The 25,792-nt window shown below is 61.4% G+C and carries 19 protein-coding genes, 1 other RNA gene and 1 pseudogene; 19 read left to right on the top strand and 2 right to left on the bottom strand.

Annotated elements, in window-relative coordinates:
- Positions 1-57 precede the first annotated feature (57 nt).
- The 11 genes from FJ404_08445 to FJ404_08395 all read left to right on the top strand — a co-directional run bounded on the left by FJ404_08445 (position 58) and on the right by FJ404_08395 (position 13,955).
- Entirely contained in the window at positions 58-2,274 is a 2,217-nt protein-coding gene (locus tag FJ404_08445; protein MBM3822896.1) for a DUF1549 domain-containing protein, read from the top strand.
- Between the two features lie 15 nt (positions 2,275-2,289).
- Positions 2,290-3,705 carry a DUF1501 domain-containing protein gene (locus FJ404_08440; GenBank protein MBM3822895.1) on the top strand — a complete coding sequence of 472 codons (1,416 nt, stop codon included), beginning with the start codon at positions 2,290-2,292 and terminating at the stop codon, positions 3,703-3,705.
- 127 nt (positions 3,706-3,832) lie between these two features.
- Positions 3,833-3,929, top strand: an RNA gene (ffs, locus tag FJ404_08435) — signal recognition particle sRNA small type.
- Positions 3,930-4,064: 135 nt separating this feature from the next.
- Positions 4,065-5,885 carry a DNA polymerase III subunit gamma/tau gene (dnaX, locus tag FJ404_08430; GenBank protein MBM3822894.1) on the top strand — a complete coding sequence of 607 codons (1,821 nt, stop codon included), beginning with the start codon at positions 4,065-4,067 and terminating at the stop codon, positions 5,883-5,885.
- Positions 5,886-5,926: 41 nt separating this feature from the next.
- Positions 5,927-6,238, top strand: coding sequence for a YbaB/EbfC family nucleoid-associated protein (locus tag FJ404_08425; GenBank protein MBM3822893.1), 312 nt, complete (start codon positions 5,927-5,929; stop codon positions 6,236-6,238).
- 25 nt (positions 6,239-6,263) lie between these two features.
- The gene (recR, locus tag FJ404_08420) at positions 6,264-6,863 is read left to right on the top strand and encodes a recombination protein RecR (protein ID MBM3822892.1); all 600 of its coding nucleotides are present in this window, start codon (positions 6,264-6,266) and stop codon (positions 6,861-6,863) included.
- A gap of 935 nt (positions 6,864-7,798) precedes the next feature.
- Positions 7,799-8,062 (top strand): VOC family protein, encoded by a 264-nt coding sequence (locus tag FJ404_08415; protein MBM3822891.1) that lies wholly within the window; start codon positions 7,799-7,801, stop codon positions 8,060-8,062.
- A gap of 329 nt (positions 8,063-8,391) precedes the next feature.
- Positions 8,392-8,997 carry an HAD family phosphatase gene (locus FJ404_08410; protein ID MBM3822890.1) on the top strand — a complete coding sequence of 202 codons (606 nt, stop codon included), beginning with the start codon at positions 8,392-8,394 and terminating at the stop codon, positions 8,995-8,997.
- Positions 8,994-9,932 carry a DUF72 domain-containing protein gene (locus FJ404_08405; GenBank protein MBM3822889.1) on the top strand — a complete coding sequence of 313 codons (939 nt, stop codon included), beginning with the start codon at positions 8,994-8,996 and terminating at the stop codon, positions 9,930-9,932. The genes FJ404_08410 and FJ404_08405 overlap by 4 nt, the downstream gene beginning before the upstream one ends.
- Positions 9,933-10,117: 185 nt before the next feature.
- Positions 10,118-12,535 carry a DUF1553 domain-containing protein gene (locus FJ404_08400; GenBank protein MBM3822888.1) on the top strand — a complete coding sequence of 806 codons (2,418 nt, stop codon included), beginning with the start codon at positions 10,118-10,120 and terminating at the stop codon, positions 12,533-12,535.
- Positions 12,513-13,955, top strand: a complete 1,443-nt coding sequence (locus FJ404_08395) for a DUF1501 domain-containing protein (GenBank protein ID MBM3822887.1) — start codon at positions 12,513-12,515, stop codon at positions 13,953-13,955. The genes FJ404_08400 and FJ404_08395 overlap by 23 nt, the downstream gene beginning before the upstream one ends.
- A gap of 348 nt (positions 13,956-14,303) precedes the next feature.
- On the opposite strand, the gene FJ404_08390 is transcribed toward FJ404_08395, so the two are convergent.
- On the bottom strand, positions 14,304-15,452 hold the full coding sequence (locus FJ404_08390) for a hypothetical protein (GenBank protein MBM3822886.1): 1,149 nt from the start codon (positions 15,450-15,452) through the stop codon (positions 14,304-14,306).
- A 65-nt stretch (positions 15,453-15,517) separates the two neighbouring features.
- Here FJ404_08390 and FJ404_08385 point away from each other — a divergent pair.
- Positions 15,518-16,582 (top strand): annotated as a pseudogene (locus FJ404_08385) (type IV pilus twitching motility protein PilT).
- A gap of 97 nt (positions 16,583-16,679) precedes the next feature.
- Positions 16,680-17,915, top strand: a complete 1,236-nt coding sequence (locus FJ404_08380) for a PilT/PilU family type 4a pilus ATPase (GenBank protein ID MBM3822885.1) — start codon at positions 16,680-16,682, stop codon at positions 17,913-17,915.
- On the opposite strand, the gene FJ404_08375 is transcribed toward FJ404_08380, so the two are convergent.
- Complete coding sequence (locus tag FJ404_08375; GenBank protein ID MBM3822884.1) at positions 17,912-18,427, bottom strand: hypothetical protein; 516 nt, start codon at positions 18,425-18,427, stop codon at positions 17,912-17,914. The two genes, FJ404_08380 and FJ404_08375, sit on opposite strands and share 4 nt — an antisense overlap.
- Positions 18,428-18,434: 7 nt before the next feature.
- On the opposite strand from FJ404_08375, the gene FJ404_08370 reads away from it, so the two are divergent.
- The 6 genes from FJ404_08370 (at position 18,435) to FJ404_08345 (ending at position 25,790) form a co-directional block, all read left to right on the top strand.
- A complete protein-coding gene (locus FJ404_08370) occupies positions 18,435-18,719 on the top strand; it encodes a hypothetical protein (GenBank protein MBM3822883.1) in 285 nt (94 codons plus the stop codon).
- Positions 18,716-19,507, top strand: a complete 792-nt coding sequence (locus tag FJ404_08365; protein ID MBM3822882.1) for a TlyA family RNA methyltransferase — start codon at positions 18,716-18,718, stop codon at positions 19,505-19,507. The genes FJ404_08370 and FJ404_08365 overlap by 4 nt, the downstream gene beginning before the upstream one ends.
- A gap of 136 nt (positions 19,508-19,643) precedes the next feature.
- Positions 19,644-20,375, top strand: coding sequence for an ATP-NAD kinase (locus FJ404_08360; protein MBM3822881.1), 732 nt, complete (start codon positions 19,644-19,646; stop codon positions 20,373-20,375).
- Positions 20,368-21,423 (top strand): LacI family transcriptional regulator, encoded by a 1,056-nt coding sequence (locus tag FJ404_08355; protein MBM3822880.1) that lies wholly within the window; start codon positions 20,368-20,370, stop codon positions 21,421-21,423. Before FJ404_08360 ends, FJ404_08355 begins: the two co-directional genes overlap by 8 nt.
- Before the next feature lie 111 nt (positions 21,424-21,534).
- The gene (locus FJ404_08350) at positions 21,535-24,543 is read left to right on the top strand and encodes a hypothetical protein (protein MBM3822879.1); all 3,009 of its coding nucleotides are present in this window, start codon (positions 21,535-21,537) and stop codon (positions 24,541-24,543) included.
- Between the two features lie 113 nt (positions 24,544-24,656).
- Positions 24,657-25,790, top strand: a complete 1,134-nt coding sequence (locus FJ404_08345) for a 1-deoxy-D-xylulose-5-phosphate reductoisomerase (GenBank protein ID MBM3822878.1) — start codon at positions 24,657-24,659, stop codon at positions 25,788-25,790.
- Positions 25,791-25,792: the final 2 nt, after the last annotated feature.

Genomic DNA, 25,792 nt, shown 5'->3' with positions numbered 1-25,792 from the left:
CTCCTTCGAAGATTGCTTGGCTTCAATGGTCGTTTGAGTTAGGTTTCTCGATGACTCATGTTCGGGAAACCAAGACTCCCCGCTTCCCGCCTCCGACGCATCATTAGCGTCGGCGAGCGCGGCATTTTCGGATGGTTCGGGCTGGCCTCCGTGCTTCTCTTGCTTCCCGGTGACGCGCAACTGGCCGAGCCTCCGCCGGCGCATTGGGCTTTTCAGCCCATCCTTTCCCCCGTTCCTCCGTCCGTACTCCAGGCCGACTGGCCGCGGAACACCATCGACCGATTTCTGCTGGCCCGAATGGAAGCGTCGGGGTTGCGCCCCGCCCCCGATGCCGCGCCTCAGAATTGGTTGCGCCGGGTGACTTTCGATCTCACCGGCTTGCCGCCCGATGAAGGCGAAGCAGCCCGCTTTCTGTCCAACCCTTCGACGGAAGCCCGGGAAAAGGTGGTGGACAAGCTCCTGACTTCACCCGCGTTTGGCGAACGCTGGGCGCGGCATTGGCTGGATCTCGTGGGTTACGCCGACCAACTCGGCACCGTCAACGACGTGCCCGCCCCGTACGCCTGGCGTTACCGTGACTACGTGGTCCAAGCGCTGAATTCAGACAAACCCTTCGACCGCTTCGTCCACGAACAGATCGCGGGGGACTTGATGCCTTTGCGGGATGCCCGGGAACGCCAGGAGGCCATCATTGCCACCGGATTCCTCCTGCTCGGGGAAATCCACATCGTCACGGGAGACAAAGCCCAGTTGAAAGCGGACATCGTCGATCATCAAATTCAGAAAATCGGCGCCTCGTTCCTCGGCCAGTCTCTCGGTTGTGTTCGCTGCCACGACCACAAGTTCGATCCGATCCGCCTCGAGGACTACTACGGCATGGCAGGTATCTTCAACAGCACCGAATCCTCGTTCATGACAGACCGGGGGGTCTGGAGCTCGATCCTGGTTTCCGAGCTGCCCGAGCCTCCCGAGGATCGGCTTCGGCGTGAGGAATCCCTGGCGCGGCACCTGGCCCAGGTGGAGAAGATTCGATCCGAACGCGCCGCGCTCTCCGCCGAGCTCTCCCGGGTAAAAACCGCCCTGTCCCAGGCATCCACCAACGCCCCGACTGCCTCGACCAGCGCGGAAAAGAATGGGAAACCCAGACAGGCCGAGTTGGAGAAGCAGTTGGGTCAGTTGCAAACGCGCCTGCATCATCTGGCGTTTATCGCTCCCAAAGCCTCCGTCGCTTACGCAGTTCGGGAATCGTCGGAGCCGGCCGACGGCCCGATCCATCAACGAGGCAACCCGCGAACACCGGGTCGCGTGGTGCCTCGCGGATTCATCCGTGTCGTTCAAACCGATCCTCCACCCGCCATCCCTCCGCACGCGAGCGGAAGGCTGGAACTTGCTCAATGGCTCACCCAACCGCGCCATCCGCTCACTTCCCGCGTCCTCGCCAATCGACTTTGGAAACAAATGATGGGAGAAGGGCTCGTCCGGTCAGTCGATTATTTCGGCACCCGCGGGGATCCTCCGGTCCACCCCGGGTTGCTCGATTACCTCGCGCAATCGTTGATCCACGGGAACTGGTCTCAAAAAAGGATCCTTCGAGAAATCGCTCTTTCCCGCACCTACGCTCAGGCCAGTTCCCACGATCCCGGCAAACATCAGGCTGATCCGGACAACCGGTTGTGGTCCCGCATGCCTTCACGCCGGCTGGACGCCGAATCGCTGCGCGACGCCATTCTCGCCGTCACCGGCCGGCTTCTACCTGCTCCGGGCGGCCCCGCCCTCGCCCTTCATCTTCTGGAGAACGTTGGCGGGCTCGACCCCAAAGACCCGAATCCGATCAGCTTTCGCACCAGCATTTTCCCCGAGCAACAGCATCGCCTGCGCACGATCTATCTCCCGGTCGTCCGCTCCCGGGCACAGCCCGGCCCCGCCGAGTTGAGAAATTTCTTCGATTTCGTCCCTCCGACCGAAATGACGGGCCAGCGTCCCTCCACCAGCGTCGCCACCCAGGCGCTGTTCCTGCTCAACAGTGGGTTCATGAAAACCCATGCCGGTCATCTCGCCGAATGGGCGCTCGGACCGGAAGGCCTTCCTGACCGCGAACGCATGACGCGCCTCTATCAAAGGGTCCTCCAACGCGCGCCCGAGCAGGACGAAATCCATCGGGCCGAGCGATTTCTGGCCGAGCCTCCCCCGGAGGCCACTCACCCACAACGGGCCGCCTGGACCGAGCTTTGTCATGCGCTGCTTTGCTCCAACGAATTCTTGTTCAAACTGTAAACCCCGAGGACATTGATGAAGGCTTCACTTGCATCCCGACGCCGCTTTCTCCAGACCACGGCCTGCGGGTTCGGTTCCCTGGCGTTGAATGCCCTGCTCACAGAACGGGCCATGGCCGACGCCAATCCCCTGGTTCCACGCGCCCCTCACTTTGGCCCCCGGGCCAAACGCGTCATCTTTCTTTTCATGGCCGGCGGGCCTTCCCAGCACGATTTATTCGACAACAAACCCCGCCTCAAAGCTGAAGAAGGCAATAAACCCTACATCCCGTTTCTCGGAAAGGAAGCGACCGTCGGACTCGAGAATTCCATGTCCCTCGGCCCCATGTCTCCCTTCGCCCCGCGCGGACAAGCGGGCATCGTGATGTCCGACCTGCTGCCGCATCTGGCCACCGTCGCCGATGATCTTTGCCTGGTACGCTCCATGTCCGCGGACAATCGTTCTCATGACCAGGCGACCCTGCAACTGCACACCGGCGCTTTCCTGTCACTGAGGCCCTCGTTGGGCGCCTGGGTCAGTTACGGTTTGGGAACCGAAAATCAGAATCTCCCCAGCTTCATCACCCTCAATCCGCAAGGCGATTCCCGCAATTACGGCTCCGCCTTCCTCCCCGCCATTCACCAAGGAACCAAGGTCAATGCCAAGCCAAGCGGACCGACCGACCTTCCCATTCAATACCTCAGCGACGCCTCCGCACCGGCCGCCACCCAGCGCCGGCGCCTGGAACTGTTGCGCTCCATGAATGCGGGGCTTGTTGGACGATCGGGCCCCGACATCCAGATGGAGGGCGTCATCCAATCGTTCGAACTGGCCTTTCGCATGCAGACGGAAACGCCCCGATGGATCGATCTTGCGGGTGAATCCCAAACAACTCTGGACCTCTACGGCGTGGGCAAAGAGCCCACAGATCGCAACGCGCGCGCGTGCCTGCTTGCGCGGCGGTTCGCGGAGGCCGGCGTGCGCTTCATTCAAGTCACCATGGACGGCTGGGATCATCATGGCCAAATCCGCGACGGTCTGCCCCGCATGTGCGCCCAGACCGACCAGCCTGTGACCGCTCTGGTGAAGGACCTGAAAGGCCGCGGGTTATTGCAGGATACCCTGGTCGTGTGGAGCGGCGAGTTCGGGCGAACGCCCTGGAGCCAGGACCTCAGTGGAACGCAACCCTTGGAAAAGCACGGGCGCGAACATCAGCCCGAAAGTTTCTGTGCCTGGATGGCTGGCGGAGGGGTGCGACCGGGACTCACCTACGGAACGACAGATGACTACGGATATCGCGTGGTGGAGAACGGGGTTCATCTGCACGATTTGCACGCCACCATCCTCCACTTGTTGGGCTTCGATCATGAACAGTTGACGTTCAGGCACGGAGGACGCGATCACCGGCTCACCGACGTCTTCGGGCATGTCGCTCACGGCATTCTGGCGTGATCTAAGCCTTCAACTTTGCCCGCGACACCCGCAAAGCTCGATTTTCTTCGAGCCAACCCTCAAGAAATCGGTTAAGGCTTGATCACGCGCGCTCCCGTCGATTAGATCGCCGCACGATTTTTGAATTTGCCAGGGCCCATGAGATGCGGACTTACGAACCCCGCCAGGGCAGGAATGCAGCAACGGTAGTTTGCTCGGCATATGTCGTGGTCACCCTGGCATTTTTTCTTCCCTTGCCCCCGGCGGATCCTGAGCGGAATCCTGTTTCCTCGGGTCCGTGGGAATCTCTCGTTGACGGAACCTCTATGAAATGTCCGGTCCTGGGCTCTAATTTCGCCCGCGCTGTGCTCCCTTAAGTTATGTCCTACCAAGTCATCGCCCGAAAATACCGGCCGCAACGTTTCTGTGAAGTCGTGGGACAAGAGCACGTGACGCAAACGCTCGCCAACGCCATCGCCCAGAATCGCATCGCCCATGCCTATCTCTTTTGCGGCCCTCGAGGCACCGGTAAAACCACCATCGCCCGTATTTTTGCCAAGTGCCTGAATTGCACCGGCGGTCCCAAACCTGATTTTCCGGAGGACGACCCCAGAGCCCGTGAAATCGCCGAGGGCCGGTCCCTCGATGTCATCGAAATCGACGGCGCCAGCAATCGCGGCATTGAAGACATCCGGGAACTCCGCGACACCGTTAAGTTCGCCCCTGCGGCCTCGAAGTTCAAAATCTACATCATCGACGAGGTCCACATGCTTTCCAAGGATGCGTTCAACGCCCTCCTCAAAACCCTCGAGGAGCCCCCGGCGCACGTGAAGTTCATGTTCGCCACCACCGAACCCGAGAAGGTCTTGCCCACGATTCTTTCCCGATGCCAGCGTTTCGACCTGCGACGCATTCCGACGGCTCTGATCGTGAACCATCTGCGAAGCATTGCCGCCCAGGAAGGCATCCAAGTCGATGAAGCCACCCTGCTCGCGGTGGCCCGCGGAGCCGATGGCGGCATGCGCGACGCGGAGTCTTCCCTCGATCAATTGATCAGTTTTTGCGGCACCAACATCAAAGAGCCCGACGCGCTCTCCATGTACGGCCTGACCGCCCAAAGCAAAATCCAGCAGTTAACCGCCGCCCTGCTCCGCCAGGACTCACCACGGCTGCTCACGGAGCTCGACGCCCTGGCGCGCCAAGGCAAGGACCTGCACCGCCTGCTCTCCGACCTGCTTTCCCACGTCCGCAATGTCCTGGTCTTCAAAGCCTCGGGAGGCAGGCTCGATCTCCTCGATATCTCCGAAATGGAAGCGGCGGACCTTCAATCCCTCGCTCAATCCAGCACACCGGAAGCGCTCTCCCGCACCCTGGATGTTCTGGCCTCGACCGAGAGCCGCATGCGCGACGCCGGCTCCCGCCGAATCATGATCGAAGTCGGTTTGCTCAAAGCCGCCCAAGCCGCGCACATCGTCCCCATCGACCAAATCCTGACTCAACTCCAGGCGCTGCGCGGCCAGTTCGGCTCAGCTTCTCCTTCCGTCCACGCTGAACCGGTTTCTCCACCCGCTCCTGCCGAGTCGTCTCCAACCCCCGCGCCACGCCGTGCCGAACCGTCCACTTCCCCACCCCTTCGAGCCGCCACGCCGTTGAACACCACGGTCACCCCAACCCCGGATTCGACATCCAGCATGCCCGAAGCCGCGGGGTCACCTCCCCGAATCTCCGACCTGGCCACGCTTTGGGCCCAACTCATCGAAGCGGTCGGGCGCGTCAGCCCGTTTACCCGCACCTATCTGATCGAAGCGCATCCCGTCTCCTTCGAACGACAGGTCCTCACCATCGGCTTCGACAAGGAATTCTCCGATCACCTCGGGCTCGTGGATAATTCCAAGAACCGGACCCTGCTCCAGACCAAGCTGGCTGAAGCCGGCCATCGCGACTGCCAGGTCCGGTTCGTTCAAGCCGACCGCCCCGAGGGAGCTGCGGTTTTCGTTCCCCCGCCGCCCCCTCCCCCAACCCCACAAGCCGAGAAAGCGGAGATTTCGGCGTCACGATCCGCTCCGGCACCGGCCACCCCGACTGGGCCCAAGCCCGCAGCACCCCCCAAAGGAGTCTCGGTGGAGGAATTCAAGAATGATCCTTTGATCAAACAAGCCCTGGAAATCTTCAAGGGCCAGATCGTCGAAGTTCGCGGTTGATCTTCCACCGCTTGTCGGCAAATCCTTTTCTGCACTGAATTATGTCCAGCATAGGCAAACTCATTAAACAGGCCTCCCGCATTCAACGGCAAATGGAACAAGTCCAGGCCGAACTCGCTCAACGCACCGTCGAATCCACCAGCGGCGGCGGCGCCGTGAAAGTGGTCTCGCGCTGCGACGGGCTTCTGGCTTCCATCAAGATTGATCCGCAAGCGCTCAACCCGGGCGACGCGCAATTGGTCGAGGAAATGATCCTCACCGCCGCCAACAACGCCCTGGCCAAAGCCAAGGAAATCTCCAACGAGGAAATGGGGAAGGTCACCGCCGGATTCAACATGCCCGGCTTGGTTTGACCCCGCCGGGTTGAACCGCTCCCCCATGCCCCTCCTGCCCGAGCCGGTTCAGCACCTTTCCGCCTGCCTCGCTCAATTGCCAGGCATTGGTCCACGCTCCGCCGACCGCCTGGCCTTGCATATCGTCCAAACGGACCCTGCCCACGTCCGGCAACTCGCGGCAGCCCTCACCGCCGTCCGTGAAAAAGTTTCCTTTTGCCGCGACTGCGGTGGATTCACCGAATCCCAGCCTTGTCCGCTCTGCCAGGATCCCCGGCGCGACGCGTCTTGCGTGTGCGTGGTGGAACGTCCAACCGACCTGATCACGCTTGAAAAGTCCGGGGCCTTCCGCGGACGCTACCATGTCCTGGGTGGAAAATTGTCTCCCCTCAACGGTGTCGAACCCGAGGATCTGCGCATCGCGGCGCTCGAACACCGCGTTGATCGCGATGCCGTCTCCGAGATCATCCTCGCCCTGGGAAGCGATGTCGAGGGGGACGCGACGGCGAATTATCTCGCGCGCCGGCTGAGTTCAAAACCGCTGAAAGTAACCCGTTTGGCCCAAGGCTTGCCCGTGGGAAGCGGCCTCGATTACACCGATGAGGTGACGCTCGAACGCGCGCTGGCTGGCCGGCGGCCGATCTAGCCCGGACATTTCATCCGGGTTCCATGACGGGGAATCTCCCGGCGAAGGGAACCGCGCGCTTGTTGCCAGAATGATTCCTTTCCTTCAGATCTAAGAAAAAATCCATGTTCTACGCAGTGTTGGGAGGCCAGTGCCTGGGTTGGGGTCGTGCGAGCGCGGGTATGCTCCAGCCCGCATCGCTCGTCCTCCATCATTGTGTCATAAGTCACGTCTTGACCCCATTGACTGAGATCGGTGTCCCCAGGGAACTCGCCCCTCGACGTTCTCTCTGCGTCCTTCGCGGCCTCTGCGCGAGGAAAAGCAAAAGGCCTCACACCCCCAACCCGCGCCGGGGCGCAATGGGAACCTGCGTGATCATCAACCGGCAAAGCGGAACCGCAATGCCCGAGATCAGGTCCGCCGCCGAGCACTCCGCAGGGAGAAGTCCCATGGGCACGGAGTGACAGTCTTTCGGTTTGTCGCCTCCCCGGCCCAATCATCACTCCGGAACCGGCTGTGCATCCCGAAGCCGTTCTCTGCAGTGTGGCGCAGGCTGCCCAGCCTGCCGTATCCCCGACGGCCCGTCGGCCCGGCGGGTGAAGAACGAGGCCCTTCCATGCTCTCCACGCGCCTGGATTCCTTCGTCGCCCCGCAGGCTGGGCAGCCTGCGCTACAGCAGACAGGGCTGTCTGCGTTACCACAACAACCCGGTCACCGACAACTCCTGGATGCACCGTGGAACCGGCCGTCAAAGAATGTTCGCTTGCCTGCACCATGCCTCCTGGAACAGGGTGTCCACTGAACGAATTGCAAATCCGATTGGCCTTATGAGTCAAAATCAGCAACCCGACACCACGCCAGGCATCGTTAGTTGAAACGAGTTGGTCACACGCGATGCCTCAGCGAGCGCTCAGTTCTATTCCCAGCTCTTTGGTTGGACGACCGAAAAGATGAGCATGGGGCCCGGAATGGATTACATTTTCCTCAAGAACCAGGGATCCCCCGCCGGAGGCATCGTGCAATTGCCGCCGCAGGCTCCCAACGCGCCGACGGCCTGGATGTGTTATGTCACGGTCGCCAGCTTTGAAGAATCCCTGGCCCGGGCACAGTCGCTGGGCGCCCACGTTTGCAAGGGAATCACCCAATTGCCCATGGGACGCTTCGCCATCGTCGCGGACCCGCAGGGCGCCGCCTTCGGTTTGTGGGAGTTTGCGAAATAGCTGCCGCCGTTTCATCGACCCTCTCGCTGCTGCCGACCTTCCCGCCGACGGTCCGTTGATCCGCCTGGCTGGACCGGAGATCTCAACATTCTTGCGCGACCGGGATTTCAGCGCCAAGGAGACTGCGCCCTGCATGCACGAAGCGATGCCTTTTAGCCGGGTCCGGGGGGGGCATCACTTTCAACAGAGTGTTGAGAGAGAGATGGGCTTCAACCAAGCTAAAGGCTCGAATTCAGGAATGTGTGGAATTCCCCGCACTGAGCAGAATTCTTCCATCCATCTTTACAATCTTGCCTCTCCAATTCCTTCACGATCCGCGCACGACACCTATGCCTGAACACATCATGGTTTTCGATCTCGGGAAAGTGCTGCTCGATTTCGATTATGCAATCGCCCTCCGCCGCATTGCCGAACGCGACGGACTCGATCCCGCACCCCTCCAAGCCATCCTGGGCTACACTCCTCTCCTGCTGGCCTACGAGGAAGGGCAGGTGTCCACGACCGAATTCCACCGGGCGTTTTCCGAACGGACCGGTTACCAAAGAACCCTGAATCAATTCCGGGCAGACTTCGCCGATATTTTCTCGCCCATCGCCCCGATGATCGAACTGCAACGCCGCTGTCAGGAAGCGGGGCACGCCACCTACATTTTCTCCAACACCAACGAACTGGCGGTCGAGTTCATCCGCGCGCATTATGCCTTCTTCCAGAACTTCACCGGACACATCCTCTCCTACGAATGCCGGGCCTTGAAGCCCGCTCCCGGCATGTATGAGACCTTGGAAAAGTTGACCGGACACACCGGCGGGCGCTTCGTTTATCTCGACGACCGCCCGGAAAACATCGAGGCGGCCTGGCAGAGGGGGTGGCATGCCCTGATTCATCAGGATCCCCCGGCCTCCATCGAATTTATCCAACAATTCCTGGGGAAATGAGCGAACCGGGGTTCCAGCTCAAATCCGCGCGGGAAAGCCTGCAAGGCCTTTCCCGCCACGGCGTCTTCGTCGGCACCTCGTCGTGGAAATACGAGGGGTGGGTGGGAACACTCTATAGCGCCTCAAAGTACGAGTATCGAGGGCGATTCGCGCAGACCCGTTTCGAGCGGTCATGCCTGGAGGAATACGCCGCGGTATTCAAAACCGTGTGTGTGGATGCCGCCTACTACGACTTTCCGCGTGCTTCCTACCTGGAGGGGCTCGCCTCCCAAGTGCCCGCCGATTTTCAATTTGCTCTCAAGGTCACCGATGCCATCACGGTCAAAAAGTTTCCCAACCTCGACCGCTTCGGGGCCCGGGCAGGACAACTCAACCCTGAATTCCTCAATCCCCGCCTTTTTGCGGATCACTTCCTGGCGCCCTGTGATACGATTCGGTCTCAAATCGGGCTTCTCATCCTGGAGTTCTCCCGCTTTTGGCCCTCGGACTACAGCCAGGGTCGCGCCTTCGTGACAGACCTAGACCGGTTTCTCGAACAGGTTCCGAAGGGCTGGCCTCTGGGAATCGAATTGCGAAACGAAGGCTGGTTGCAGCCGGAATACTTCGAACGTCTCGCGCGTCACGAGGTGACCCACGTCTTCAACTCCTGGGAGGTCATGCCCTCCGTCTCGGAACAAATGGCGCTGCCCGAAAGCCGAACTTGCCCTTCACGTCTCGCCGCCCGATTCCTGCTCAAACCCGGGCGAAAATATGCGGACGCGGTCAAGGCGTTTCAACCTTACGATCAGGTGCGCGAGATCAATCCCGAAGTTCGAGCGGCCGGCCGCGCGCTGATTCGTGAGGGGCAAACCGATCCGGCAAGAAAAACCTTTATCTTCGTGAACAACCGACTGGAAGGCAACGCGCTCGGCACCATCGCGGCGATGATCGCATGATCAGGAGGAAATCGCGATCCTGCCCTCCCGCATGGACGCCGACCTGCAGACTGATCTGTTCCCCGGTGGGTGGGTGTCGCGAGGACAAATTCCGCCTGTTCCTGGAAGCGCGCGAATTCTGAATCCAAACCTCATTGCGAAAGCTTCAGGAGCGTGATTCCATTCCTATCAATCTTTCTGGACGCATGGGCCTGAGCATTCAATGGGCTGTTGTGGCGGGCCTCGGGGCCCTCCAAGGCCTTGTACTCGGCGCCAGCGGACCGGATTACCTTCTCGAAGTCAAACCCCTCTTCACCACCCACTGCGTGTCCTGCCACGGATCGGTTCAGGCCAAGGGCGGCCTCCGGCTCGACACGGCCCAGGCCATGCGGAAAGGCGGACGCAGCGGACCCGCCATCCATCCTCGCGACGCCCGGCAGAGCTTGCTTGTCCAAGCGGCGGAAGGAAGGCATGCGGAGATTCCGCCCATGCCCTACAAGAAACCTCGGCTTTCGGGTTCTGACTTGGAGCGCATTCGGAATTGGATCGATTCGGGCGCGGCTGCGCCCGCCGACGAACCCAGCGGATCCGCCGCCCACTGGGCTTTCCTTTCCGTGCGACGTCCGCCGCTGCCCCCGGTCCGGGATTCCTCCTGGAGTTCCAACCCCATCGACCGATTCATCCTTCATCGATTAGAATCCGAAAACATCACCCCCTCCCAACCCACCGAGCCCCTTGCCCTGCTGCGCCGGCTCTGGCTGGATCTCACCGGATTGCCTCCCACAGCCGACGCGATCACGCGGTTCATGGCCTTGCCGGTCGAGCAAGCATGCCGGGAAGAAGTGGATCGATTGCTCGGTTCGCCGCACTTCGGCGAGCGATGGGGGCGCCATTGGCTGGATCGAGCTCGTTACGCCGATTCCAACGGTTACTCGGTCGACGCCCCGCGGTCGATGTGGCGCTATCGCGATTGGGTGCTCGATGCGTTCAATGCCAACCTTCCTTTCGACCGGTTCATGGCCGAACAACTCGCGGGAGACCTCCTCCCGAACGCCGCCACCGCCCAGCAGATCGCCACCGGGTTTCATCGCAACACCCAGATCAACCAGGAAGGCGGCATCGATCTGGAACAGTTCCGCATCGAATCCATCTTCGACCGCGTGGCCACAACCTCCACGGTCTTCATGGGACTGACCTTGTCCTGCGCCCAGTGCCACGACCACAAATTCGATCCTTTCACCCAAACCGACTATTTCCGCCTCTTCGCCCTGTTCAATAACGTGGATGAACCCTCCCTCGAGGCCCCCACGCCGGCCGAAGCCGCGGCTCGAAATCGCCACGCCGAAAAACTCAACGCGGCTGAAGCGGAGCTCAACACACTGTCCATTCGGTTGGATGAATCGACCGAAGCGTGGGAACGCCGCCTCGAAGCCGCTGTCCGGGATCAACTCAAACCCGAAGTGAGGAAGGCCCTCCCGATTCCCGCCGCCCTGCGGGGCGATTCCGATTGGAATCTTATCCGCCAAGCCCGCCGGGCGGACGACCCCGCGTATCGGCGGCAAATGGCGGTCGTCGAGCAGTTGCGCAAGGCGAGGCCCGAAGTCACCACCGCGCTCGTGATGAGCGAGCGCAAAGATCCCCGCGTCACCCACCGCTTGATCAAGGGAGACTTCACCCGCCCGGCCGAGGTTGTCGATCCGGGCGTTCCCGCCTCGTTGCCCCCATTAACCCCCGAGTCTAAACAGGCCAACCGGCTTGATTTGGCGCGCTGGCTCGCTCGTCCTGATCATCCGCTCACCAGCCGGGTAGCCGTGAATCAAGTCTGGATGCATCTGTTCGGCCGCGGCCTTGTCGAAACTGAGAACGATTTCGGCGTTCAGGGCGCCCCCCCCACTCACCCGGAACTGCTGGATTGGCTGGCGTCCGAGTTCATGACAACGGGTTGGGATTTGAAAGGTCTCCTCCGGCTCCTCGTCACCTCCTCCACTTACCGGCAGAGTTCCCATCTTCGTTCCGACCTGGCATCCCGCGACCCCCAAAATCGTTGGTGGGCGCGACAGAATCGGATGCGCCTCGAGGCTGAAATCATTCGCGACACCGCGCTCGCCAGCAGCGGACTTCTCGTGCCTCGCGTCGGAGGACCCAGCGTGCATCCGCCGCAACCGGACGGCGTCATGGTCCTTGGCCAGTCGCGTCGCGAATGGAAAACCAGCTCGGGGGCAGACCGATTCCGGCGCGGGCTTTACACCTTTTATTGGCGAGCCACTCCCCACCCCGCGCTTGCGGTGTTCGACGCGCCGGATGCCTTCAGCGCCTGCTCTCGCCGCACTCAATCCAACACGCCTCTGCAAGCGCTCACCCTGCTGAACGAAACCCAGTTCCATGAAATGGCTTTGGAATTGGCAAAGACATGGTCCCGATCCAGCGAAGGCCCCGCGTCAACGCTTCGTCATGCCTTTCTTGCCTGTCTCGGACGGCCTCCCACCCCCGAGGAATTGTCCCGGCTCGAAGCGCTCTTGTCGGCCTATCCCACTCCAGCTTCCGCTCCGGACGAATCCCACCGCGGCTGGGTAGCGGTGGCTCGAGTGCTGCTTAATCTCGATGAAACCGTCACTCGTGAATAATTTTCCCTCCCGCCATCCCGATCTGGCTGGCAGCCGCCGATGGTTCCTGCAGCGATGCAGCATCGGATTGGGTTGGATGGCGCTTTCCCGCTTCCCGGGGGCAAATGCCTCCTCTCCCATGGCGCCGAAACAATCCATGTACTTCGGACGTGCCAAGCGGGTCATCTATCTGTTCATGGCCGGAGGGCCTTCCCAGCTCGAGTTGTTCGATTATAAGCCAAGACTCGTCGCATTGAACGGCCAACCCGTTCCGGATTCGCTCATCGCCGGCAAACGGTTCGCGTTCATGAACACGAGCCACGGCACCAAGCTGCTGGGAACTCGACGCGCTTTCCGCCGCCATGGCCAGAGTGGCATGTGGGTGTCAGATCTTTTCCCTCACACAGCCCGCATCGTGGATCACCTCACCATGGTCCGTTCCTGCGCCACGGACTTGTTCAATCATGCGCCCGCCAAACTCTTCATGAACACGGGCTCCGGCCAATTCGGACGCCCCAGCATGGGCTCCTGGATCGCGTACGGACTCGGCAGCGAATCGCAGAATCTTCCTGGTTTCGTGGTGCTCCAAAGCGGACCTCGAGGTCCGCGCGGGGGCGCCGTCAATTGGGGCAGCGGATTCCTGCCCACGACTTTTCAGGGCGTTCCTTTTCGTCCGGGACGCGAGCCGATTCTCAATCAAGCCAATCCCCCTGGCGTCACCTCGGAGGACCAACGCCGCACCCTGGACGCGCTGCGGGACTTGAATGCGCTGCGGGCGCGCTTCACCGCCGATCCCGAAATCGAGACGCGCGTCGCCTCCTACGAAATGGCGTTCAGAATGCAGAGCAGCGCCCCCGAGCTCACCGACCTCTCAGGCGAAACGGACGAAACGCTGAAACTCTACGGCGCCAGCCGCGAACAACCTTCCTTTGCGCGCAATTGCTTGCTCGCCCGAAGGCTCATCGAACGCGATGTCCGCTTTGTTCAACTTTACCACACCAACTGGGACAGCCACGGCGGTCCGGGTGAAACATTGGAAAAAGACCTGCCCCAAGTCTGTCGGGAGGTGGACCAAGCCCAGGCGGCTCTGGTGCTCGATTTGAAACACCGCGGCTTGCTCGACGATACCCTGGTCATCTGGGGTGGCGAATTCGGGCGCACGCCGATGGGCGAAAATCGCGACACCACGGGCCGCAACCATCACATCGACGCCTTCACGATGTGGTTCGCCGGCGGCGGCATGAAAGCGGGAGCGGAAGTGGGTCAAACCGACGAACTCGGTTTTTCCCCGGTCGAGGACCGCGCGCACGTGCATGACCTGCACGCGACACTTCTCCATTTGCTGGGCCTGGAACATACACGCCTCACCTACCGCTTTCAGGGACGCGATTTCCGACTGACGGACATCCACGGAGAAGTGCTGCCGCATCTACTCGCCTAACTCACCAGTCGAACCTGCTCTCGCGGAGACATCAGGACACAGAGCGACCGAACCCAATTCACAACTCCCCAACGGGAGTCACTCCTTCAATCTGTAAACGGCCGTGGCCTTCCAAATATCCTCGCAAGGTCTTGGCGATAGGGCCATTCCGAATCACTCACCAGATCCAGAGACGGTGCATCCGCAGGCTGTCAGGGCACGCCGATCACGGCGCTTCCGCTTGCGCCCATCGGCCGCGGCGATCCCCTCCCCTGCCCCTGAAAAACCTCGAATAGGTTGGCGGATTTCCTGTCCATCCGGAGTGCCGACATGGGGAGTCGATCAAATCCCGCCGCTTTCTTCGGCGGATCAGCGCGTCATCCCAACTCGTTCCTGCACCAGCGCCTGAAACGAACGCCCGAGCCGGCCCGGATGCGTGAGTTCCATGAACTGCCGCCTTTGTTGGGCGTCGCTCAACACCGAGCCCTCCTGCATCCAGCCTGCCTCGTTCGCAACTTGCACCAGAAAACGCTCCTGGGCTTCCAACGAAACCGTCCTCAAGCCCTCACGCTCTCCTCGCTGGCAAACGGCCTGCCAATCAACATGCGCCGTGAGGTCCTGCTCGCCCGGACTGTCCAAAACATCTTCCACCGGACGATGCCCGCGATACCCCCTCAGGCTGCCGCCCACCCTCCGCGGATCCCATCGCGACGATGCGTCGTGCCCATAGTCAAAGGTCAACCACACGCCCCGCTGAAACAACCGGCTCACCCGTCCCCACCACTCCAGTGCCGCCGGGCTCGCCTCCCAAACAAAACCGTCCGGCAAAACGTCAGCGAGTTCCTCCGGCAATTCGGGTTTCGAGGTGGAACCCGAAGTGTCCTCCGGGATGATCGGAAAGTCCGTCCCCCTCCTCAAGTTCCTCCACTCCCACACAAACCGCGAGCCTTCCCACCCGACATAAGCCTCACACCAGTCCTTCAACGCGACGTTCCACCGGAAACGGCGGATCGGAAACGCATCGAGAAGTTCGTTCGCAAAAAACACTCCCACGCCGCCCTGGTCCGGCATCATCGCCATGGCTTCCTGCAAATCCCTCGCGCGTACGGCCGGGAGACCGGTCTCTTTCCACCTTTCCCTCTGCAGATTCCAGAGGAATTCCATGGGCTCGATGGAAAGATAGCGCAGGCGGGAGATCCAATCAGGCCGTTCCTTGACCCAAGCCAATCCTACCTCCGCCGCCAATGGCCCCTCATGCCCACCGGCCTCCACCAGCATTAAATCCGAGCCCGGCGCTTCCGCCGCCAGCTTCTCCATCCACCAGCCAATCCGGGCGGCCAGCAACCATCCGAAGACCGGCCCCACCGAGGCGCTCGTGTAAAAATCCCCCTGCCGCCCCAACGTCCGGCCCGGACGCGCGTAGTAACCCAGCTCCGGTTCATACAAGGCGGCGTGCATCCAGGCGTCAAATCGCATCGCCCCACCCTCCCGGATGCGGCTGGACAGAATTTCACCCAAGGCATTCAAGGATTGCAGCAAACACCCGACTTGGATATGGAAGCAACACCAAGTCGTAATGACTTATGGCCAAGATTGACGCTTTCTTCAACCTCATGATGGAGCAAAAAGCCTCGGACCTCCATCTTTCCTCCGGCAACCCGCCCATTCTCCGCATCAACGGCGAATTGCTCCGCGTCGAGTACCCGCCTCTCGAGAGCGACGCTCTCAAGGCGATGCTTTACGAAATCACGCCGGAATATAAGATCAAGGTTTACGAAGAATCGGGCGATGTCGATTTCGGCTACGAGATTCCAGGCGTTTCCCGCTTTCGCGCCAATTTTTTCAATCAGAAATACGGCGTCGCCGCGGTCTTTCGCCAAATCCCCAGCAAGGTGCTGTCCTTCGAGGATTTCGAGAAGTTCGACGCCCCGCTGCCGCCGGTACTCAAGAAGTTCTCCATGCTCCACAAAGGCCTGGTCCTGGTGACCGGCCCCACCGGCTCCGGCAAGTCCACCACCCTGGCCGCCATGGTGGATTACGCGAACAAGAACCGGAAAGACCACATCCTCACCGTCGAGGACCCGATCGAATTCGTCCACGAAAGCAAAGCCTCGCTCATCAACCATCGCGAAGTCGGCCTCCACACGCGCTCGTTCGCCTCCGCCCTCAAAGGCGCCTTGCGCGAGGACCCCGACATCATCCTCGTCGGCGAAATGCGCGATCTCGAGACGATCGAACTGGCGCTCACCGCCGCCAGCACCGGTCACTTGGTGTTCGGAACGCTTCACACCCAAAGCGCCGCCAAGACGATCGACCGTATCATCGACGTCTTCCCGGCCGAACAGCAAAACAAGGTCCGAGCCAGCTTGTCCGAAGCCTTGCGCGGTGTGGTCGCCCAAAACCTCTTCAAACGAATCGACAAGAAGGGACGCGTCGCCGCCCTGGAAATCCTCGTGGTCACCGCCGCCATCGGCAACCTCATCCGCGAAGCCAAGACGCACCAGATTGCCGGCATGATCCAGGTCGGCAAGCGTCTCGGCAACCAGCCCCTGGACGACGCCATCATGGAACACGTCAAAATGAAACGGGTGGCTCCTCACGACGCTTTCGACAAGTCCCTGGACAAAAAGAAGTTTTTCCCCTTCCTCACCCCCAGGAACAAGAGGAAGCCAAAGCCAATGGCGAAGTTGAGTAAACCGCCAACCCCAAGACTCCAAAGCCTCACTCCGAACTCCACCCTCCGCCATGCGCCGCAACGAACTCGATTACGTGCTCGGCACGATGCTGGATTCCAACAAGGATGTCTCCGACCTCAACATCACCGTCGACAAGCCGCTGCAGGTGGAGAGCTCCGTTCAATTGGTCCCCGTGCCGATCGTCCCTCCGGTGGAAAAACTAACCCCGTTTCAAACCGAGACCATCGCCTTCAATCTGGTCAATGGATCACGATGGTTGACGGAAGATCTCCTGCGCACCGGCTCCTGCGACGCCTCCTACTCGCTGACCGGCAAGGCCCGTTTCCGCGTCAACATCTTCTCCCAACGCGGCCACTACTCGATCGTGCTCCGCAAACTCAACACCAAGATCCCAACCCTCGGCGACCTCAAGCTCCCGGACACCTTCCACAACATGGCGAAGGAGAAGACCGGCCTCATCCTCGTGACCGGGGCCACCGGATCCGGCAAATCCACGACCCTGGCCGCCCTCCTCAACGAGATCAACGAAACCAAGTCCATCCACATCGTCACCCTCGAAGACCCCGTGGAATTCGTTCACCCGCAGAAAAAGGCCACGTTCAATCAGCGCGAAATGGGCACGGACTTCGACAAGTTTTCCAGCGGCCTGCGTGCCGCGCTTCGCCAGGCGCCCAAGATCATTCTGGTCGGCGAAATGCGCGACCGCGAAACCGTCGAACTCGGACTGAGCGCCGCCGAAACCGGCCACCTCGTCATGAGCACGTTGCACACCATCGACGCCAGGCAGACGATCAACCGTATTCTGGGCATGTTCGAAACCGACGAACAGGAGCAAATCCGCCTCCGCCTGGCGGACACACTCCGCTGGGTGGTCAGCCAGCGACTGGCACCCAAAATCGGAGGAGGACGCCAGGCGCTCCTCGAAATCATGGGCTCCAACATCCGGATCAAGGACAGCATCGTCCAGGGCGAGAGCGAGGGCAAAAGCTTCTACGAAATCGTCGAGGCCGCTTATACGTTCGGCTGGCGCACGTTCGACCAAGCCTGCATGGACGCTTACGAACAAGGCGCCATCACGGAGGAAACCGCCTTGCTGTATTGCTCAAAACGCGGCCCGACCACCCGCGGCATCGACAACATCAAGAAGCGACGCGGGGAACAAACTTCCTCGCTCAGCAATCTCAAAATGAAAACCGAGGAAGAGGAGAAGGCCAGAGCCAAGGAAGAAGCCGCCAAGAAGGGTCCTGCTCCCGCCATTCCCGGCGCGCTCAAACTCAAACTCTAGCCGTTCCCCACCCCGCCCCCGCCATGTCCCTCGAATTCGAATTCATCCGTCCTGAAGACAAGCCGGCGCTGCTGGCCCTGACGACTCCGGATTACCTCTCCATCGCCCAAACGGTGTTGAACGAACTGGAATACAAGATCCACACGCCGCTGACCCACGAAGACTTCATCATGCGCTTCGCGCAGATTCAGTATCAGCTGGTCGTCCTGGAGGAGTGCTTCCAGTGCAGCAGTCCCGAGGAAAACATCTCCCTGCGCACGCTCCAGACCATGCCCATGAATCTGAGACGGCACGCGACCGTCCTCCTCATCGGAAGCGACTTTCAGACCATGAACCCCATGCAGGGCTTCCAGCAAAGCGTTCACGCCGTGATCCACCCCACCGATCTGCTCAATCTGAGCGGCGTCGTGCAGAAAGCCATCGCCGACAACTCCATTTTTCTGAGCACGTATTACGATACGCTGCGCCAGTTGAATGCTCCCAAATAGGTCTTGGGGAACACCACCGTGCATCCCGAAGTTGTTTGTCGTGTGGCGCAGGCTGCCCAGCCTGCCGTATCGCCGACTGCCCGGCGGCCCGGCGGGTGAAGAACCAGGCCCTTCCATGCTCTCCACACGCTTGGTTTCCTTCGTCGCCCCGCAGGCTGGGCAGCCTGCGCTACAGCAGACAGGGATGTATGAGAACATACTGACCGGTGAGGAAAGCGAGGCCAACAACGCCAGTCGGGCTCGCAGCAAGTCGCAGCAGAAGGGGTATGAAATTTCCGGGCCAGGGCGTGAGGAATCCATCGCGGGCGCCACGTGAACCCGACTCCAAGCCCCAAGCCTCCCGCCTCCAACCGGTCCTCGCGACTCCGTCTCGACCAGGCGCTCGTCGCCCTGGCGCTTCTCCCCAGCCGCGAGAAAGCCCAAATCGCCATCCTGGCCGGACAGGTCCGTGTGAAAGGGCGCCGCGCCCAAAAGCCAAGCGACTGGGTGCACCTCTCCGACGCGATCGAATTGGAGAGCCCGGAACGCTATGTCAGCCGGGGCGGACTCAAACTCGAACACGCGCTTCGTCATTTCCAATTGTCGCCCGCTGAGGCTTCCGCGCTGGATCTTGGGGCTTCGACGGGCGGCTTCACCGATTGCCTGCTCCAGCACGGTGCCGCCCGCGTCTACGCCGTCGACGTGGGCCATGGCCAGCTGGCCTGGAAGCTCCGGCAGGATCCCCGGGTCGTGGTCATGGAAAAGACCAACGCCCGGAATCTCAGCCCCCATTCCTTTCCCCAGCCTTTTCAACCTTTCAGGTGGGCCGTCGCGGATTGCTCGTTCATCTCTCTTAAACTCATTTTGCCCCCGCTCATCCCTCTGCTCGACAACGCCGCGAAAGTGGTGGCCCTCGTCAAACCTCAATTCGAGGCCGGACGCGCCGAGGCCAGCAAAGGCGCCGGCGTGATTCGTGATGCCGCCATTCACGACCGTATCTTGAGAGAACTCCAAAGCTGGACGGTTCAAGACGCGCGGTTGAGCTGGCGTGGGGTGGTCGAATCCCCAATACTCGGCCCTGCCGGCAATAAAGAATTCCTGGTCTGGCTTGAGAAAACTGGCTGACACAATCCTGAAGGTGGGGCTCATCGCCAACGCCGAGAAATCGGACGCCCCGAGAGTAGCGCGGCAGGCTTGCAAGCTCGTCGCTAGCGCCGGGCGCGAGCCTTTGGCCGATGCCGCCACCGCGGCCCTCGCCCGGCTGAACCTTCCCACCCATCCCGATACCCGGAGCCTCGCGGCCGCGTGCGACCTTCTGCTCGTCATGGGCGGCGATGGCACCATGCTCCGGGTCGCTCGAGAACTCGATGGACTCGACACCCCGGTCCTCGGAATCAATATCGGCAATCTCGGCTTTCTCACCGCCGTGGTGGCCAGTGATCTTCCGCGCATCCTGCGGCAGGTCTGGCAGGGCGAGTTCCTGATGGATTCGCGCCCCCTCATCACGGGTCGCATCGAGGCCGGAAACCGAAGCCCCGTCTTTCGCGCCCTCAACGACCTGGTCATCAACCGGTCTGGCGCTTCGCGCATGGTCGAACTCGATGTCGCGGTTGATCATCAGCCGCTCACCCGCTACCGGTGTGACGGGCTGATCATCAGCTCCCCCACAGGCTCCACCGCCTACTCGCTTTCGGCCGGTGGCGCCATCGTCGCACCCGATGCGCCCGTCTTCATGATCACCCCGATCTGCCCCCACACGCTCTCCAATCGGTCGGTGGTCATCGGTCTGGATAAGGTGCTGACCGTGACGGTTCACTCCACCCGCCCTTCCGCCATTCTGACGGCCGACGGTCAGGTCAGTCTCAACCTGGGCCACGACGACCGTGTCCACGTTCGCCGCAGCCGGCGCCGGCTGCGCCTGCTCTACCCCTCCGGAACTTCCTTCTTCGAAACCCTCCGGCGCAAACTCCATTGGAGCGGCGGCCATGTCTGAGGCGTCCCCCACTCCACCCCGTCCCCGGCGAAACCTGGCCCGCGTGCGGCTGCTGGACATCGCCTCGCGCGCCAAGGTTTCCATCATGACCGTCTCGAAAGCCATGCGAGACGAGCCTGATATTTCAAGCGCCACGAAATCCAAAATCAAATTGCTCGCCCAGCAAATGGGTTACGTGCCCAACTCCGCCGCCGCGAGCTTGCGCAATACCCGCACTCGTTTGCTCGGCGTCGTCCTGCCCTCGCTCTCCCATCCCTATTGGATTCGTGTCCTTTCCGGCATCGAGGAGGAGGCCCACGCCCGGGGCTATCACCTGTTGGTGGGTCAAACCCTGCAGAGGGCGGAACGAGAAGAGCAAGTCCTTCGCGGATTCTTTGCGCGCAACGCGGATGGATTCCTGGTGGCGCCCGTGTACCGCCTCGCTGCCCAGGCGCCCGTCTACCAATTCCTCGCCGCCCAGGGCACACCCGCTGTCGTCCTCGGCCAGCGAGCCCTTTTCTGCGCCGACTTTCCGAATGTCGAGTGTGGCGACCTTCAGGCCGGCGAACGCGCCACCCGACACTTGCTCGAATTGGGCCACCGACACATCGCCTTCTTCGCAGGACCCGTCGTGTCCCCGCAATCGCAGGAACGCTACGAAGGCTATCGCCGGGCTCTGCGGGAAGCCGGGCTCACCCAGGACGACAAATGCCTCTACAATGCGGGCACGTCGATGGAGGAGGGCGAAGCCGCCGCCCTGCAATTTCTGCATGAACGCTGTGCGGCCACCGCCATCGTGGCCATCAACGATATGGTTGCCGCCGGAGTCATGTCGGTGCTGACCCAACAAGGCATTTCCGTCCCCCGCCAGGTCTCCGTCGTCGGCGCCGGCAATTTTCATTTCAGCGATAAACTACCCTCGCCCCTCACCACCATGCACCTGCCGAAATTCAGCCTCGGCACCGCCGCGGTCGATTTACTGCTCAAACAATTGGAAGGTCACCGAGTGGAATCCAAACGATTGCCTTGTGAGCTCATCGCCCGCGCCAGCACCGCCCCACCTCCCTAAACAACCGAACACCGGGGACGAAGGTGTCCATTGTGGTTTTCCTCCTCCACCCATGCCTTCTTCCTCCCAAAGTGAACGCCGCGTCAGTCCCGACTTCGGGTGGTCCCCCGGATGACGGCGCTCCCCATTGTGTCCCGGGAACTGGCGGCCGCGGCTCGAGAACCGCGAGTTTACCACAACCGTTCGATCGGTGCGCTCTGGGGCATGGCCGTCCTGGTGGTCGTCCTTTTCTTCGAGGGCTCCGCCTCGGGGCCTGCCTCCCAAGCCCGCATGCTCTTCTCGATGCTGGCCGTGGGGGCATTCATTCTCTGCACCACCATCGGTCTCGCATTTGCCGACAACCTGAGCTTGGAAAAGCGGGAAGGAACTCTCGGACTGCTTTTTCTCACCAGCCTTCGAGGACATGATATCGTGCTCGGCAAGATCGCCGCCCGTGCTCTGGGGGCGCTCTACGCCATCCTCAGTCTGCTCCCCGTTCTCGCCATCGCGCTCCTGCTGGGAGGAATCCGGCTTTCGGACGTGTTCCGCATGGGCCTGGTCTGGGCCAATGCGCTGTTTCTCTCCCTCGCATGCGCCGCGCTGGCGTCCGCCTTGAGCGTGGACGGCCGCCGCGCCACCCTTTCGGCCCTGGGCTTGGTGTTGCTGGTCCTGTTCGGCCCCCTTCTCGCCGCGTTTCTCCTGGCCTCCCCCAACAACCTGTTTCTCGGGTTTTGGTCCAGCGGAATCGTAGATCTCAGCCCGATTGCCTCCCTCATCATCGCCATCGAAACGGCGCAAGGCGGGATGACAATCGCAACTTTTTTGGAACCGAGGTTTCTGTCCAATTTGGCCTTTGGACATGCCACGGGCTGGACCCTGCTGTGGTTCGCCTCGCGTGTCTTGCCCTTGGCCGCCCGGGGAACGCCTCCCAGCCCGCGCCGAATGAAGTGGCAGCAATTCGCCGACCGCTGGAGTTATGGCGAAGGGAACTCACGGCGGCAACGGCGCCCCACCCTCCTCGACCAGAATCCTTTCCTCTGGCTGGCCGGGCGTCATCAACGCAAGACTCAATACGCTTGGTGGTTCGTCCTCAGCATGGCAGCGATTTGGTGCCCACTGCTGGCAGCCCATACTTCGCTCATGATGGCGTGGGGCTTTCTCTACTTCCTCTTCTGGTTGCTCTACGGGGTCTTGAAAATCTGGTGGGGCACCGAGGCCTGCCTTCGGCTGGGCGAGGATCGCCGCACCGGAGCCCTGGAATTGCTTCTCACCACTCCAGTCGAAGTTCGGGAATTCGTTCACGGACATCGTCTGGCTCTGCAGACCATATTTCTCAAACCCGTGCTGTGCCTGGCGGCCGCGGATATCCTGCTCACCACCACGGTCGTCTGGCGTACCGTGACGAACGAAACCGAGCGGAATGTGGCCTTGGGCGGATTGGCCGCCCGGCTGGTCCTGGTCGTGGTCGATGCCTGGGCTGTGCGCTGGGTGGCCCTTTGGAATGCTCTCACTCGGAAAACCTCCCAAATCGCCGTCAATCAGACCATCGTGAGCGTTTTGGTGGCACCGTTGGTCCTCACGGCTGTCCTTTCCGCCGCGGCCACGAGCATGGCAGTCTTGCTCTCCCGGACCCCCCCTTGGTTCCCTTACATTCCTTTCTTGTTGCTCGTGATCAGCCTCCCATGGTCGCTTGGCTTTGGCCTCTCTGCCAAGCGGAAGTTGCTTTCCCAATTTCGGCTGATTGCCTCGGAGGGTTTCCGAAAGTCCGCACTCGTCAGGCCTGACCGAAAGACAACCCTGGCCGCCTTCACCTTCCGCTTCTGGCGATGGCCCAAACTTTATTCCATCCCCTTCGGCTTGGCCGCTTTATCGGTCGCCGCGCTCCTCATCCACCGAGCCTGGTGGAAACATGCGCTGGGAGAGCCTTTCGCAAGAATGCGCTCGTTGAGCATGCCCCGCCACTTCAAGGACTTGGCTCACACGAAACTCCGTGTTCCGGCCGAGGCCAACGCCCGGCCCCTGCTTGATCAAGCGGCAACTCAACTCACGCCCCTGCGAAAATGGTCCACCGCACGCTACCAAAACGACGAGGTTCCCTTCCGGCACAAACCTTTCTCATCCGCGCGTCTCGCTCAGCTTGGCCCCGAGATCGACCAGAACGCGCGCTGCCTGGAACTCTTTCGCGACGCCGCAGCTCTCACCGGCATTGAATTCCCCAAGTCCGAGTACTCCCTTGTGGACAATCCCTCAGTCCACTTTTTCAAACTCCAGGAACCCCTGCTCCTCGCGGCCGCCGTTCGCATGGACCAGGGTCGACTGGAAGAGGCGGTGGACCTGATTGCCGCCCAGTTGCGGATCGGAGACATGTTCGCGAACTCCCCGGACTGGCCCGGAATCTACCTGCACCGAGGATGGCAGAGCCAGGCTCTCAATTTGATGGAGCGGCTCTTGAGTCAGCACCGGCTTCCCGCCATGACGCTTCAACGCTTGAGGGCAGCTCTACCCGACTACGCAACTCCGGGTTTCCTGGGCAACTTAGCCGACAGTATGGGAACTTACGCCATCTTGGTTCGAGAAAATGGTCCGGGAATGTTGCGCAGGGGCGTGCCGGTCCTCCCCATGACCTCGAACATCGACGCCTTCCGGTGGAATGTCGGAAACTTCACCGGCCTCTCCGATCGGGATCTTTCCTCTTGCCTCCATCGCGTAATTCGCCTCAAGGAGTTGTCCCTTCTTGATTGGCCAGCAGCCCGCGAGGCTTTGGTCAAACTCGAACCGGCCACGGGCTCTCACTGGCTCCCAGGAGCTGATTACTTGGGCACGATCTCCGAAGGTGAACTGATCTTGCATGGGACCCTGGCTGGCCGGCTTCGATGTGCCCGCGTCGGTTTGGAAATCGAGGAGTTTCGCCTCAAGCACGGCCGGCTTCCAACAACCCTCGACGCGCTCCCTCCTCCCAGCCGACCTGAACTCCGCCTCGACCCCTTCCAAAAATTGCCCCTGATCTTCGAGCCTCTGGCCCAAGGTTCCGGCTTCCGAGTCTTCCTTCATCAAACCTCCAAAAACACTTCCCTCTCCACCAACCATGCCCCCACTTTGGGCTCCCGGCACAACCCAATTGATTTCACGGTAGAACGATGAATCCCCCGCTTCGGCGCCATCCCCCTTCCTCAGCGCTTCCCCCCCCCGGCCATCACCTCCATTTCTGTATTTCCAACGAGCCCGTCCTTCGAAAGAATTCCACCCACACCTTCATGAAGAATGTCGTCCTGCTCGGATCCACAGGTTCCATCGGCACCAGCACGCTCAAGGTCGCCGAAGACCTCCCGGAACGTATCCGGCTCATCGGGCTCGCCGCCGGTTCCAACGCGAACCTCCTGGCCGAACAAGCCCTCCGCCACCAACCCCTCGCCGTGTCCATCTCCGACTCCGGACGCGTTCCCGACCTCGCCTCCCGCGTCGGTTCCCGGTGCCCGGTGTATCATGGCCCCGACGGCCTGATCCAACTCGCCACCCTGCCCGAAGCGGATATCGTGCTCATCGCCATCGTGGGCACGGCCGGGCTTCTCCCCGCCCTGGCGGCCATTCGAGCGGGTAAAGACATCGCCGTTGCCTCCAAGGAAATCCTCGTCCTCGGCGGCGAAATCGTCATGGCCGAAGCACGACGCCACGGTGTGCGCGTGCTCCCCGTGGACAGCGAACATTCCGCCATTTTCCAATGCCTCGATGGCAAGCCGTCCGATTCCGTCCGCCGTCTCCTGCTCACCGCTTCAGGAGGTCCCTTCCGGGAAACCCCGGCTGCCGAGTTCCCTGCGATTACGGTTGAACGCGCGCTCAAGCACCCCTCCTGGGTCATGGGCCGGAAGATCACCATCGATTCCGCCACGCTGTTCAATAAAGGCCTCGAAATGATCGAAGCCCGCTGGCTCTTCGATATCGGGATGGACCGCGTTCATGTCGTGGTCCATCCCCAAAGTGTCATCCATTCCATGGTGGAATTTGTCGACGGCTCCATCCTCGCTCAACTCTCCGCCCCGGATATGTGCCTTCCCATCCAACATGCGCTGTTGCATCCCGAGAGAGCGGCCAGCCAGCGGGTCCAGACCAGCCTCCCCGCGTATCGATCGCTCACGTTCGAGGAACCGGACACGCGCCGCTTTCCCTCGTTGAATTTGGCCCGGCGGGCGGGAGAAACCGGCGGCACTCTTCCCGCCGTGCTCAATGCGGCCAATGAGGTCGCCGTTGAAGCCTTTTGCGCCGGCAAGCTCGATTTCCCGGGCATCTCGCAGTGGGTCGAACGGGCCATGAACGCCCACAAGGTCATCTCCCATCCCACGCTCGATCAACTTCTCGCCGCCGATGCCTGGGCTCGATCCTTCGCAGGCTGACC

This window comes from Verrucomicrobiota bacterium, from assembly GCA_016871495.1.
Taxonomy (GTDB): domain Bacteria; phylum Verrucomicrobiota; class Verrucomicrobiia; order Limisphaerales; family VHDF01; genus VHDF01.
This window is presented reverse-complemented; position numbering and strand designations above follow the sequence as displayed.

Excerpts from the sequence above, each read along its gene's own strand:
- FJ404_08445 (MBM3822896.1), top strand. The coding sequence starts at position 58 with ATGTTCGGGAAACCAAGACTCCCCGCTTCCCGCCTCCGACGCATCATT.
- FJ404_08440 (MBM3822895.1), top strand. The coding sequence starts at position 2,290 with ATGAAGGCTTCACTTGCATCCCGACGCCGCTTTCTCCAGACCACGGCC.
- dnaX (MBM3822894.1), top strand. The coding sequence starts at position 4,065 with ATGTCCTACCAAGTCATCGCCCGAAAATACCGGCCGCAACGTTTCTGT.
- FJ404_08425 (MBM3822893.1), top strand. The coding sequence starts at position 5,927 with ATGTCCAGCATAGGCAAACTCATTAAACAGGCCTCCCGCATTCAACGG.
- recR (MBM3822892.1), top strand. The coding sequence starts at position 6,264 with ATGCCCCTCCTGCCCGAGCCGGTTCAGCACCTTTCCGCCTGCCTCGCT.
- FJ404_08415 (MBM3822891.1), top strand. The coding sequence starts at position 7,799 with ATGGGGCCCGGAATGGATTACATTTTCCTCAAGAACCAGGGATCCCCC.
- FJ404_08410 (MBM3822890.1), top strand. The coding sequence starts at position 8,392 with ATGCCTGAACACATCATGGTTTTCGATCTCGGGAAAGTGCTGCTCGAT.
- FJ404_08405 (MBM3822889.1), top strand. The coding sequence starts at position 8,994 with ATGAGCGAACCGGGGTTCCAGCTCAAATCCGCGCGGGAAAGCCTGCAA.
- FJ404_08400 (MBM3822888.1), top strand. The coding sequence starts at position 10,118 with ATGGGCCTGAGCATTCAATGGGCTGTTGTGGCGGGCCTCGGGGCCCTC.
- FJ404_08395 (MBM3822887.1), top strand. The coding sequence starts at position 12,513 with ATGAAACCGTCACTCGTGAATAATTTTCCCTCCCGCCATCCCGATCTG.
- FJ404_08380 (MBM3822885.1), top strand. The coding sequence starts at position 16,680 with ATGCGCCGCAACGAACTCGATTACGTGCTCGGCACGATGCTGGATTCC.
- FJ404_08375 (MBM3822884.1), bottom strand. The coding sequence starts at position 18,427 with ATGCACGGTGGTGTTCCCCAAGACCTATTTGGGAGCATTCAACTGGCG.
- FJ404_08355 (MBM3822880.1), top strand. The coding sequence starts at position 20,368 with ATGTCTGAGGCGTCCCCCACTCCACCCCGTCCCCGGCGAAACCTGGCC.
- FJ404_08350 (MBM3822879.1), top strand. The coding sequence starts at position 21,535 with ATGACGGCGCTCCCCATTGTGTCCCGGGAACTGGCGGCCGCGGCTCGA.
- FJ404_08345 (MBM3822878.1), top strand. The coding sequence starts at position 24,657 with ATGAAGAATGTCGTCCTGCTCGGATCCACAGGTTCCATCGGCACCAGC.